Annotated in this window: 11 protein-coding genes; 6 read left to right on the top strand and 5 right to left on the bottom strand. The window is 61.3% G+C overall.

The window, feature by feature from the left end:
- Positions 1-2 precede the first annotated feature (2 nt).
- A complete protein-coding gene (locus OH764_RS18175) occupies positions 3-1307 on the bottom strand; it encodes a CitMHS family transporter (RefSeq protein ID WP_498850200.1) in 1305 nt (434 codons plus the stop codon).
- A 99-nt stretch (positions 1308-1406) separates the two neighbouring features.
- Here OH764_RS18175 and OH764_RS18170 point away from each other — a divergent pair, with 99 nt between their 5' ends.
- From OH764_RS18170 to OH764_RS18160, 3 genes are all read left to right on the top strand, one after another.
- Positions 1407-2300 (top strand): LysR family transcriptional regulator, encoded by an 894-nt coding sequence (locus tag OH764_RS18170; RefSeq protein ID WP_498850199.1) that lies wholly within the window; start codon positions 1407-1409, stop codon positions 2298-2300.
- Between the two features lie 151 nt (positions 2301-2451).
- Positions 2452-3282, top strand: coding sequence for an alpha/beta fold hydrolase (locus OH764_RS18165; RefSeq protein ID WP_498850198.1), 831 nt, complete (start codon positions 2452-2454; stop codon positions 3280-3282).
- 355 nt (positions 3283-3637) lie between these two features.
- On the top strand, positions 3638-3865 hold the full coding sequence (locus tag OH764_RS18160) for a hypothetical protein (protein WP_020068863.1): 228 nt from the start codon (positions 3638-3640) through the stop codon (positions 3863-3865).
- A gap of 188 nt (positions 3866-4053) precedes the next feature.
- Here the strand turns inward: OH764_RS18160 and OH764_RS18155 are convergent, their stop codons facing one another.
- Positions 4054-6282, bottom strand: a complete 2229-nt coding sequence (locus tag OH764_RS18155; protein WP_498850197.1) for an NADP-dependent isocitrate dehydrogenase — start codon at positions 6280-6282, stop codon at positions 4054-4056.
- Positions 6283-6641: 359 nt separating this feature from the next.
- Positions 6642-7646, bottom strand: coding sequence for a Fe(II)-2OG oxygenase family protein (locus tag OH764_RS18150; protein WP_498850196.1), 1005 nt, complete (start codon positions 7644-7646; stop codon positions 6642-6644).
- Between the two features lie 324 nt (positions 7647-7970).
- Here OH764_RS18150 and OH764_RS18145 point away from each other — a divergent pair, with 324 nt between their 5' ends.
- Positions 7971-8279 carry a putative quinol monooxygenase gene (locus OH764_RS18145; protein ID WP_498850195.1) on the top strand — a complete coding sequence of 103 codons (309 nt, stop codon included), beginning with the start codon at positions 7971-7973 and terminating at the stop codon, positions 8277-8279.
- Positions 8276-9439: an iron-containing alcohol dehydrogenase gene (locus OH764_RS18140; RefSeq protein WP_498850194.1), complete on the top strand. Its 1164-nt coding sequence runs from the start codon at positions 8276-8278 to the stop codon at positions 9437-9439. The genes OH764_RS18145 and OH764_RS18140 overlap by 4 nt, the downstream gene beginning before the upstream one ends.
- 85 nt (positions 9440-9524) lie before the next feature.
- Here OH764_RS18140 and OH764_RS18135 read toward each other — a convergent pair whose 3' ends face one another.
- Both OH764_RS18135 and OH764_RS18130 read right to left on the bottom strand, forming a co-directional pair.
- On the bottom strand, positions 9525-10919 hold the full coding sequence (locus OH764_RS18135; RefSeq protein ID WP_498850193.1) for a sensor histidine kinase: 1395 nt from the start codon (positions 10917-10919) through the stop codon (positions 9525-9527).
- A complete protein-coding gene (locus OH764_RS18130) occupies positions 10909-11586 on the bottom strand; it encodes a response regulator (RefSeq protein WP_027778124.1) in 678 nt (225 codons plus the stop codon). The genes OH764_RS18135 and OH764_RS18130 overlap by 11 nt, the downstream gene beginning before the upstream one ends.
- A 285-nt stretch (positions 11587-11871) precedes the next feature.
- Between OH764_RS18130 and OH764_RS18125 the strand changes: the two genes are divergently transcribed.
- On the top strand, positions 11872-12891 hold the full coding sequence (locus tag OH764_RS18125; RefSeq protein WP_020068856.1) for an ABC transporter substrate-binding protein: 1020 nt from the start codon (positions 11872-11874) through the stop codon (positions 12889-12891).
- The last annotated feature ends 5 nt before the right edge of the window (positions 12892-12896 follow it).

Genomic DNA, 12896 nt, shown 5'->3' with positions numbered 1-12896 from the left:
GCTCACAGTGAAAATATCCCCAACGCGACACACGCAATCGTCATCACGATGGATGCGCCGAACAACAGGGGGAACGTGAACCGCTGATGATCGGCGAGTTCGATCCCGCACAAGCCGACCACGAGGAAGGTGGCGGGCGTCAATGGGCTGACCGGAAAGCCCGTCGTCATTTGACCGAGCAACGCGGCCTGGCCGACCTGCACCGCGGGCACGCCGAGCTGACCCGCCACTTCGGCGATAACCGGCAGTATCCCGAAGTAAAACGAATCGGGATCGAACAGCATGCTAAGCGGCATGGACATGATGCCGAGCGCGACCGGAATGTGGCTCGCCATCGCGGGCGGCACGAAGCCAACTGCTGCTTGCGCCATCGCCTTGAGCATGCCGCTGCCCTGCATGACGCCTGTGAACACGCCGGCCGCGAGAAGAATGCCGGCCATCATCAATGCGGCGCGGGCATGTGCGTCGATCCGCTTGCGCTGCATGTCCACGTTCGGATAGTTGACCATCAACGCGACGCATAGGCCGACCATGAACATGATCGCGGGCGGAATTTTTTCGCCCATCACGACCATCGTGCCGAGTACGACGATCGTGAGCACGATGTTGAACCAGAAATTCTTCGGTCGCCGCAACGCCTGTTCTTCTGGCGTCAATTCGCGTTTGGGCATCGGCACCGCACCGCTCGCAGCGCCGAAACCAAGCCGCTTTTCCTCGCGACGTCCAAGCCAGAATGCAACGCCGAACACGAAGACGAGCCCGATTGCCTGTACCGGAATCAACGGATTGAACAGCGCCGAGATCGGCAGATGCAGCGACGCAGACGCGCGAATCATCGGTCCGGTCCACGGCAGGAAGTTGATGCCGGCCGCCATCGAAACGGCCGCGGCCAGTACGCGCCGGTCCATCTTGAGACGGTCGTAGAGCGGCAGCATCGCGGGAATCGTAACGAGAAAGCAGACCGCGCCGGAGCCGTCCAGATGGATCAGCAGCGCGAGCAACGTGGTGCCCATCACGATGCGCGTGGGCCGCGTGCCGACCGCGCGGAGAATGCGGTCGATGATCGGATCGAGCGTGCCTGCGTCGGTAATGGTGCCGAAATAAAGAATCGCAAACACGAACATGCCGACGACCGGCGCGAGGCCCTTGAGCCCGTCGATCACAAACTTGCTCGTTTGAAAGCCGAACCCGCCGATCAACGACGCGGCGATCGGCACGATGATGAGCGCCACCAGGGGCGACATACGTTTCGACAGGATGGCGCCGAGCAGCACGACGATGGTGGCCAGCCCCAGTAATGGCAGCATGTGCTTGTCTCCAATGTTGTTTTTTACTGCGATCCAGCGTAAGTTCAGCCCACTGATAAATCAATTGAAATGAATTGATTGCAGCAATTACAAATGATCATGGATCTGAATCTTCGGGACATTCGCGCGTTTATCGCGGTCGCACAAACGGGCAGCTTCACGCAAGCTGCCGCGCGCCTGCACCTTTCGCAACCGGCATTGACGGTGCAGATCAGGCGCCTTGAGGAAACCCTTGGCCTGCGGCTTTTCGACCGCAACAGCCGCAACGTCGCGCTCACGCCGACGGGGCGCGATCTGCTGCCGCTTCTGCAAAAGTCGCTGCACGACATGGAGCATGTGCTGATCGACGCTCGCGCACTCGGCGACGGCGCGAGCGGTACCGTGCGAATCGCCTGCCTGCCGACTTTCGCGGCAAGCTCGCTGCCTGAACTCGTTCAAGACCTGAAGAAAAGCGTGCCGCGCGTGAGCTTCGAGGTGCGCGATGTCGTCGCGAGCATGGTCAATGCGTTGGTGCGTAACGAAGAGGCCGATATCGGATTGACCGGCGGCGCTCTCGACGACGCGAACCTGGAAGTGCTACATGCGGGCATCGACAGGCTGGTGGTGGTTTGCCCCAAGCGGCACCCGCTAGCGAAGCGTCGGCGCATCACGCTTGGCGATCTTGCGGCGACGCCGCTGGTGTTGACGGCGCAAGGCACGAGTGTGAGGGCGGTTGTCGATAGCGCGTTTTCGAACGCGCGGTGCCTGCCGGAAATTGCCTGCGAGCCGACCTACATGATGAGCGCCGTAGCCATGGTTCGTGCGGGGCTCGGCGTAACCATACTGCCGGCGTCGGCGCGCGAAGTGCGGGCGGAGCCTGAACTCGTGGTGCGTCCCGTCGACGATCCGGCATTCACGCGCCCTATCGCGCTGATCAAGAAGCGTGGACGCACATTGCCGCGTGTCACGGAGACGTTCGTTGCAATGTTGATCGGGAAGCTCGATTCTGAGTGAACGGCGGTTGGTCGCTGGCGGTGTGTTTCCGAGAATCGGCGAGGCGCCAAGAGCCAGCAGAATCTCGTAGGTTCGTTGCCATGCGCGCTGCTGTGCTGGCACGCTGTCGCTTGCGATGACAGTGCGGGAAATACAAGAGGAGACAACGGCGATGGCAGCTTTCCAGGAACCGGACGACGACTCGCTTGAACGCTTCGAAGCGCACGGCGCGCCGCCGCTGCCTGCGTCGAACGAGTCAGGCTGGGTCGAGCACGAAGGCGCGCAAATCTGGTACGCGTCTCACGGCAGTGGCGAGGCAGTGATTCTTTTGCACGGCGGACTTGGTCACAGCGGCAACTGGGGCTACCAGGTGCCGGCGCTCCTGGCAGCCGGACACCGCGTGGTGGCAATCGACAGCCGCGGTCACGGCCGCAGCACGCGCGACGCGCGGCCGTACAAGTACGAACTGATGGCTTCCGACGTGCTTGCCGTAATGGACGCGCTCGCGCTCGAACGCGCGGCAATTGTCGGCTGGAGCGACGGCGCGTGTGTGGCGATGGTGCTGGGCATGGTGGCGCCGCAACGCGTTGCCGGCGTGTTCTTCTTCGGCTGCAACATGGACCCCAGCGGCACAAAAGAATTTGTAGCGACGCCGGTTATCGACCGCTGTTTCAGCAGACACCGTCAGGACTACGCACGCCTTTCCGCCACGCCCGACGACTTCGACGCATTCGTCGCCGCTGTCAGCGAGATGATGAAGACCGAGCCTAACTATGTCGCGGACGACCTCGCGCGAATCCGCGTGCCGGTTGTCATCGCACAAAGCGAACACGACGAGTTCATCAAACGGGAGCATGCCGAATATCTCGCTGGCGCGATTCCCGGTGCGGAATTGAACGTGTTACCCGGCGTCAGTCACTTCGCGCCGCTGCAAAGACCGGCGCTGTTCAACGAGGTGATGATTGCGTTCGTGGAGCGCGTGCTGTCGGGCGGCCCTTCCTGAACGCATACGAAGGTGTATCTACAAAGCACCCAAAATTTCACGATGCGACACGCGGCCCTGCTTCGTAAAAAATCGTGGTGCGTGGCACAAACTCGTCATTTCGCAATGTCGCCCCACGTTGCACATCGCAAAATGAAGCGCGCAACCTACTGATTTTAAAATGCAATTTTCGTTAGAACGAAGCACCCAACGACCACTTGCTCCGCTGCCTGCTGACATAGACTCTTTTACAAGAGCAGGCGCTTCATGCGGTGCGGTGGATTGGATGCGATAGAACCATCTCGGAAAGTCCCCGAATCCCACGCAAGAAGCCGCCAGAGCACAGCGGTTTTTATTGGCAATTGGGAGACTAAAAATGAAAGGCTTTCGCTTTGGATCGACCGAAGGAGCGTTCTACATTTTGCCGGGCCAGGACGGCTGGGAAGCATCGTACGGTAATGACAAACTCGGCGAGTTTTCCAGCCCGCAACAAGCGGCCGACGACCTCGCGCGCGGCTTGACCTGCCCGCATCTGTCTGAAGTCGACACCTCGACACTCGAAATTCCGGAGAAACTGAGCGACTGGGAAATCGTTCACGTTTGATGGACCGCACTACGCGCGTTCGCGATGAGCATCCAGAAACGACGATGGCGCTCAAGAGCGCCATCGTCATGCTTACGGCTTACTTCTATGCCGCGTTAGGTGCCTGCCTGACTGCGTCTTTCAAAGCGTGCACGAGTGCTTTGTCACCCGGGCCGCTCCTCACGCGCTTCAGCACATGGCTGAACACTTCACGCGATCGAGTCCACGATTTCGTTCAACGTGGCGCTCGGGCGCATAGCCTTGCTCGTCAGTTCGACATTCGGACGGTAGTAGCCGCCGATATCCACCGGCTTGCCTTGCGCGGCACGCAGTTCCTCGAGGATCTTCGCTTCGTTGTCGGCCATCGCCTTGGCTACGCCGGCGAACTGCGCCTGCAACGCGACGTCTTCCGTTTGCGCGGCGAGTGCTTCGGCCCAGTACATCGCGAGGTAGAAGTGGCTGCCACGGTTGTCGAGACCGCCGACCTTTCGCGCCGGCGACTTGTCGTTGTCGAGGAACTTGCCGGTTGCCTGATCCAGCGTCTTGGCCAGAACCTGCGCTTTCGGGTTGTGATACGCGCTGCTCAGATGTTCGAGCGACGCTGCCAGCGCCAGGAATTCACCCAGCGAGTCCCAACGCAGGAAACCTTCTTCGACCAGTTGCTGAACGTGCTTCGGCGCCGAACCGCCCGCGCCCGTTTCGAACATGCCGCCGCCTGCCATGAGCGGGACGATGGACAGCATCTTCGCGCTGGTACCCAGCTCCATGATCGGGAACAGGTCGGTCAGGTAGTCGCGCAGCACATTGCCTGTGACCGAGATCGTGTCCTTGCCGGCGCGGATGCGCTCGACCGAGAACTTCGTTGCCTCGACCGGCGTCATGATGCGAATGTCCAGACCGTTCGTGTCATGGTCCTTCAGATACTGCTCGACCTTCTTGATGATCTGCGCATCGTGTGCACGCGCCGCGTCCAGCCAGAACACGGCCGGCGTGTTGGTGGCACGCGCGCGGTTCACCGCGAGCTTGACCCAATCCTGCACCGGTGCGTCTTTCGTCTGGCACATGCGCCAGATGTCGCCCGCTTCCACCGTTTGCTCGATCAGCACAGCGCCGCTTGCGTCGGTCACACGAACCACGCCGTTCGCCGGAATCTGGAACGTCTTGTCGTGTGAACCGTATTCTTCAGCGGCTTGTGCCATCAGGCCGACGTTCGGCACCGTGCCCATGGTGACCGGATCGAATGCGCCATTGTTCTTGCAGTCTTCGATCACTGCCTGATACACGCCCGCGTAGCAACGGTCCGGAATTACGGCCTTGGCGTCGTGCAGTGCGCCGTCCGCGCCCCACATCTTGCCCGACTCGCGAATCATGGCCGGCATGGACGCGTCGACGATCACGTCGCTCGGCACGTGCAGGCTCGTAATACCCTTGTCCGAGTTGACCATGGCCAGTTGCGGACGCTGTTCGTACTGAGCCTTGATGTCGGCTTCGATCTGCGCAGCCGTTTCGGCCGGCAGGTCTTTGAGGCGCGCGTACAGATCGCCGATACCGTTGTTCGGATTGAAGCCCGCTTGCGCCAGCGCGTCAGCGTGCTTGGTCAATACGTCTTTGTAGAACACCGACACGACGTGACCAAAGATGATCGGATCGGACACCTTCATCATCGTGGCCTTCAGGTGCACCGAGAACAGCACGCCCTTGCTCTTGGCGTCGGCGATTTCCGCTTCGATGAAGCTGCGCAGCGCGTTCTTGCTGAGCACCGACGCGTCGATAATCTCGCCCGCCTGCACCGGCGTCTTTTCCTTCAGAACCGTCTTCGTGCCGTCGGCAGCCGTCAGTTCGATCTTCACCGCACCGGCCGATGCGATCAGCGCCGATTTTTCGCTGCCGTAAAAATCGCCGCCGCTCATGTGAGCGACATGCGACTTGGAGTCTGCAGCCCACGCGCCCATTTTGTGCGGATGCTTGCGTGCGTAGTTCTTCACCGACAGCGGCGCGCGGCGGTCCGAGTTGCCTTCGCGCAGCACGGGGTTGACCGCGCTGCCCTTGATCTTGTCGTAGCGTGCCTTGACGTCTTTTTCCGTTTCCGTCGTGGCGACGTCCGGGTACGGCGGCAGCTTGTAGCCCTGATCGCGCAATTCGGTGATCGCGGCCTTCAGTTGCGGCACCGAAGCGCTGATGTTCGGCAGCTTGATGATGTTCGCTTCGGGGCGCGTTGTGAGTCCACCCAGTTCCGCCAGATCGTCGGAACCCTTCTGTTCCGCGGTCAGGTAGTCCGGAAATGCAGCGATGATCCGGCCAGCAAGCGAAATATCGCGCGTTTCAACGATCACGTCGGACGAGCGCGTGAACGCCTTGACGATCGGCAGCAGCGAGTAAGTCGCCAGAGCAGGCGCTTCGTCGGTCAGGGTGTAGATGATCTTCGGCGGTGTGGACATGTTTGATGCTTTGCTAGGTGAAGTGAGAGACAGAGCGTTGGACGCGCTGAGCCAGCGAGTTGCGACGAAGCAGCAAAACGCAGCGCGACCCGCGGCACTACTTTTTACGGCCCGACCGTGAGTATATGCGCGTTTTCCTCTATCCGCTGCTAAACAAACATGCCAGCGAACCCGCCGGAAGTGCGATGATGCCCGCCAGATAAGGCTTTCAGCGATTTATCCTACGCCTGAAGACATATGTCTTATAGATGACCCAAGTCACGGAAATTCCGTCAGATGCGAATAATTTGCATTGACGCTGTGCCGAATCCATCCACACGATCGTGCGCCGAACACCGTGCCGCGGTTGTCGTTTCCCGCTACACCGTCTGGCCTTCACGGTAACTCTGTGCCATCGCGACGACCACCTTACGCGGCCCTTCGAACGGGTCGCGTGCATGCGCCGTCAACATGTTGTCGAGCATCAGAATGTCGCCGGTCCGCCAGGGAAACACGACCCGCTCTTCGTCGAGAACGCCGCGAATCTGTGCGAGGGCGTCGGCTTCGAGCGGCGCGCCGTCGCCGTAATACACATTGCGCGGCACGTTTTCCAGACCGACGGAATCGATCAGTGCGTCCTGCATGTCTTCATCGAGCGACGAAAGATGGAACAGGTTCGCCTGGTTGAACCACACGTTTTCACCCGTGCGCGGATGCCGCGCCACCGCCTGACAACGCTCGCGCGTGCGCAGAAGCAACTCGCCGTCTTCGCTGTCGCGCCATTCACATTCAATGCCGCGCGCGCGGCAAATACGCTCGACCACGGCTGGATCGTCCGAGCCGAAGGCCTGCTGCCACGGCAAATCGAGCCCCTGACCGAAGTTGCGCACGTAAAGCAGTTCGCGGCGAGCAAAACGCTCGACGAGCGCGGGGTCGAGCGCGCGATAAATGGCGCGGCTGTCCGCAATCGGCGTCGCGCCGCCGGAACGCGCGGCGAGCGCGCAGTGGAACCAGATCCGCAACGGCCATTCGCGGGTGTATGACTGCTCGTTATGCAAAGGGATCGAGCGATGCGGCGGATATTCCGTCGACGTGTACACCGCGCCCTCAACCTGGCTGCGCGGCGTGGACGCGAATTCATACCCGATCAGCGGATGCCCGAACGAGGCGGCGAAACCCTGGAATGCATCGATCGAATCAATCCGGAAGCCTGAAAAGAGCGCGCCGCCAACGCGCTCGAGCGTGTCGCCGACAATCGCATGCAGCAGCGACGCGGCGTCGTTCAATGACATGTCCGCGCCCGCGCGTGGCGACACGACCGTGGGTAGGCCCGGCTCGATAGACAGATCGGCGAGCGTGGGCCGCGGCGTCGAAAGCATGGTCATACGAATTCCTTTGGATGATGCCGTGTGCCGGCGCGACGCTGGCGCCCCGGTTTAACGCGGCGGGCGCGCTCGTCCCTCTAAAAACACACTGACAATCTATCGCAAACGCGAATGATTCTCAATATCCGAGTGACATGGCCCTGCAGATCTGATGGGTTCACGCGCGGAAGGCAGCAGGACGTTGGCTTTGCCGTTCAGCGGGCGATCTGAATCTGGTACAACTGGGGTTCGGCGCCGCGTCTGCCTGGCTCGGAATATCGGCAGCTCGCGGTGACATCGGCTTCACGCTGTGAGATCTCGACCACTGTCTTGTTGGAGTTACTGATGGCTCATGCCTACCTGCAGGTGATCGCGCATTATTTCGCCAAGCCCGGCAACGGAGATGCGATCGTGAAGCATCTCACCGAACTCGCCGCCGCCACTCGCGCGGAGCCGAAGAACCTCTGCTACGAATTCTTCCGCTCGCCGCTCGAACCCGACCATTTTGTGATCCTCGAACAGTACAGCGATGCGGACGGCCTCGCGGAGCATCGCGAGACCGAACATTTTCAGCGTCTTGGTTTCGGCACAGTCGTTCCCTTGCTGGAGCGACGCGAAGTGTCGAGCCATATGGTCCCGGGAGAAGCAGCATGACGCACGCATTCCGCTTTCAAACGGTGCCCACGCTGATAGTCGAATTCGGTGCGGCTCGGCGGCTCGGCGCTTTGTTGCGGGCGCAATTTCCGGCGCTTGAACGTCTGTGTGTCGTGACGGACGGCTTCCTGCACAAAAGCGGCTTACTGGACCCGGCACTTGCCGATCTCGCGGCGCATGGCTGGAACGCGACGGTGATCGACGACGTCATCGCCGATCCGCCAGAACATATCGTGCTTGAAGCGACGGCTCGCGCGCGCAGCGCCGGTGCCGAGATCGTGCTGGGCTTGGGCGGCGGCTCGTCGATGGATGTCGCCAAGCTCATCGCAGCACTCGCTCCACAGCAACAGCAGCAACTCAGTGAAATGTATGGCGTGAACAAGGTGACGGTGCAGCGCCTGCCGCTCGTGCAGATGCCGACCACTGCCGGAACCGGCTCCGAAGTAACAGCCGTCTCGATTGTCACAGTCGGCGAGGCCAGGAAGATGGGCGTCGTCGCGCCGCAACTGATCGCCGATCTGGCGATTCTCGACGCCGAACTCACGCTCGGCCTTCCCGTTGCCGCCACGGCGGCCACGGGGATCGACGCGATGGTTCACGCGATCGAAGCGTATACGTCCGCGCATCTGAAGAACCCGGTATCCGACATGCTCGCGATAAAGGCGCTCGAACTGCTGTCGCGCAACCTGCTGCCCGCGTGCGAGGACGGGAACAATCGCGAAGCGCGCGAGGCAATGCTGCTGGGCGCAACTTTCGCGGGACAGGCATTTGCGAACTCTCCGGTCGCCGCCGTGCACGCGCTGGCTTATCCGATCGGCGGCATTTATCACGTGCCGCATGGGCTTTCCAATGCGCTGGTGCTGCCGCATGTGTTGCGCTTCAACGCTGACGCTGCGGCACATCTTTACGCGGAACTGGCCGACGTGGTCGTGCCCGGAGCGACCGGCAGCGCCAGGGACAAGACTCAGGCGCTGATCGAAAACGTCGAACGGATGATTGCGGAGACAGCGATTCCGGCGCGGCTGCGCGATGTCGGCATCGAGCGCGAAGGGCTTGGACGCATGGCCAGCGACGCGATGTTGCAAACCCGCCTGCTCGTGAACAATCCGCGGCCTGTCAGCGAGGCCGATGCACTGGCGATTTACAACGCCGCCTTTTGATACGTTTTGATCTCGACACTGGCACAGCGGCAACCGCGGAACTTTCACGCGATACAGCCGCCGCCGGCCGCAATAGCTCGCGCTGCTAGCCTGCGCGCGACTGCCCCGACGCGGCACGCGGAAAGGAAACGGCGATATGCACGCCTTTGCCGCCCTCGCCCGCCTGGAGCAGGATATCGCCTTTGTGCGCGTCCGCGATTTCCCGCACGATGGCGAGTCCGAGACCCGTGCCCTCCGTATCCGTCGAGGCGCGAAAAAACGGTTCGAATATGCGGCTGCGAGATTCGGCTGGAATGCCCGGACCGTCGTCGATCACGCTAACGGTAACCCTGTGCGCGTCGGCGGTCACTGCAACCGTGACGTGCCCGCCGCTGCCCGTATAGCGGATTGCGTTTTCTGCGAGATTGGCGATCAGCGCCTGAAGCAGGCCACGGTGCCCAGCCATCGGCGCCATGTCGCAAAGCTCCGCGCCCAGATCGATTTGCCGCCCTTGCGCAAGCAGCGCGAAGTCTTCCACCACTTCCATGGCCAATGGCACGAGATCCACCGTTTCGACGATCACCTGCCGGTTGTCCGCCGCCTCGGCCTGAGCGAGCAGCAACAGCTTGTTGGTAAGTCCGACCATTGACCGGTTGCTGCGATGCATGGCGGCCAGCGCTTCATCAAGCGCCGGATTCACGCCACCCTGCTGCCGCGCGAACTGCAACTGCGTGCCGAGCAGCGTCAGCGGCGTACGCAACTGGTGAGCGGCGTCGGCGATAAAACGGCGCTGCGCGGCGACCTGCACGCCGAGGCGTGCAATGCACTGATTGATGGCTTCGACGATCGGCCGCAATTCCGTATGCAGACGGTCTACGCGGATCGGCTCGAGTTGCATGGGATCGCGGTCGGCCACCTCGTCTTTCACCTTCATCAATGGACGCAATTCGAACGTCAGACCGATACACACGAGCGCCACCGCAAGCGCAATCATTTCGATCTGCCGCACGAGTTGCGGTTGCCATAGTTGTTCGGCCATCGCGTCGCGTGAACGCACCGTCTTGCCGACGGTGACGCGCACGTGGCGCGTCGCTCCGTTGTCGTACATGAGCCGAACGAGCCCCACGGCGCGCACGTTCTGGCCGTATAGCGCGGTGTCGTAGTGGTCCGGCGTATCTGCCGCTTGCGCCGGACGCGGCGGGAATTCCGGCGTACCGGCGAGCAGTTGCCGGTCGTCCACATTGACGCTGTAGAACACCTGATCGCGATAAGGCGACGCGAAGATTTCGAGCGCAGCGGGCGGTACATCCACGCGTAGGAAACCGTCGACCCATTCCACTTCGCCCGCAATCATTCGCGCTGACGAAATAAGCTGATTGTCCTGCACGAGATCGGCCGTTCGCCGGGCATTGTCGTACTCGGCCTTGCCAGTCACGAACACATACAATGCGAGCGGCACCAGCAACCACCATAACAATCGGACGCGCAAACTATTGGTCATCTTCTTTCTTGCGCAGCAGATAGCCGAGCCCGCGCAGCGTTACGATGGCCGCCGAACTGCCGTCGAGCTTCTTGCGCAAACGTGAGATATAAATCTCGACCGCGTCTTCGCTCGGCTCGTCGGCGAGCGTGAAGATTGCGTCGACGAGCGCGGGCTTGGTCACCGTTTTGCCCAGTCTAAGAATCAGCGTTTCGAGCACCGAGCGCTCGCGCGGCGTGACGTTCAGCGGCGCGCCCTTCAATGTGAACTGACGCGTATCGATGTCGAACGCAAGGTCGCCGCACACTACTTCGCTCGCCTTCGACGGCGACTGCCGACGGATCGCCACCTTGATTCGCGCGATCAGCTCACGCACTTCGAATGGCTTCACCAGGTAGTCGTCGGCGCCCGCGCCGAGCAATTCCACTTTCTCGTCGATCGAACCGCTCGCCGTCAGAATCAGCACGGGAGTCGCGTCGCCGCGCTGACGCAGCCGACGCAGCACGTTTTTGCCCGACAGCTTCGGCAAATTGAGGTCGAGCAGGATCACGTCATAGTGATTCGTGCGCAGCAGGCGGTCCGCCGCGTCGCCGTCCTGCACGGCGTCGAGAGCAAATGCCTCCTGCTCCAGCATCTTCGCGAGCCAGTGAGCGAGAGTGGGATTGTCTTCAATGAGCAGCAGCTTCATGGCACAAACGGCGAGAGTCAGGGCGTCGATTGTGCCGTAAAAACAGCGCGCTGCGCGTATCGCGTGAGGTTCGGCACATACAGTTTCATGTTCTACCCGGAGCTTCCGTTGGATGCGTTGCGCGCGGTTTGCGGCACAATTTCACGCGGTTCGGGGTTAACACTCACTATTTGCCGACACCGTCGAAAGCTGGCAGAAGGTTTCCGATTTCTATAATCGCCGTCATTCACTCAAAAAGCGCCGCATGGTCCATAGGGCGGCGGCCAAACCCCAGGAGACTGCCTCATGCGTACCTTGCGCCAGATTGCCGCTGTGTCCGGTGTTGCGTTTGCCCTCGCCGCCGCTTCGGCCGCCGCTCACGCGGAGAAACTCACGATCATGGTCGGCGGCGCCACCAAGATCATTTACCTGCCGGCCAAGCTGACTGAACAACTCGGCTACTTCAAGGACGAAGGCCTCGACGTTGAAATTCTCTCGCAGCCCGCCGGCGTGGATGCAGAGAACGAACTGCTCGCAGGCGCGGTGCAAGGCGTAGTGGGCTTCTACGATCACACTATCGATCTGCAGAGCAAAGGCAAGGAAGTGCAGGCGCTGGTGATCTTCGGCCAGGTGCCGGGCGAAGTCGAAATGGTCTCCACGAAAGCGGCAGACAGCTTCAAGAGCATGGCGGACGCAAAAGGCAAGACGCTTGGCGTGACCGGCCTCGGCTCCTCGACAAGCTTCCTCACGCAATACCTTGCGCAACGCGCGGGTGTTCCGTCCACGCAATACACGCTGTTGCCGGTAGGTGCCGACAACAGCTTTATCGCGGCCATCAAACAAAGCCGCATCGACGCCGGCATGACGACCGAGCCGACGGTCTCGCAACTTCTCAAGACCGGCGACGCGAAAGTACTGGTCGACATGCGAACGCTCGAAGGCACGCGCGCAGCGCTCGGCGGCACTTATCCGGCTTCGAGCTTCTACGTGCAACGCGCGTGGGCCGAGTCGCACAAGAGCGACGCAGCGAAGCTTTCGCACGCTTTCGCAAAGACGCTGAACTTCATCGCCACGCATAGCGCTGAAGAAATCGCGGCCAAGATGCCGAAGGACTACTACGGCAACAACAAGGACCTTTACGTCGGTGCACTGAAAGCGTCGCTGCCCATGTTTACGAAGGACGGCAAGATGCCCGCCGACGGCCCGGAGACCGTGCTGAAAGTGCTCTCCGCATTCAACCCTTCGGTGAAGGGCAAGCACATTGACCTCGCCAAGACCTACACGAACGACTTCGTGGCGGCACCGGTCAAGACCGCGGCCAAGTAACGTCA

Source organism: Burkholderia sp. M6-3, assembly GCF_050858985.1.
GTDB lineage: Bacteria > Pseudomonadota > Gammaproteobacteria > Burkholderiales > Burkholderiaceae > Paraburkholderia > Paraburkholderia caledonica.
Note: the sequence above shows the minus strand (reverse complement) of the source record. Positions and strands in the feature narration are given on the sequence as shown.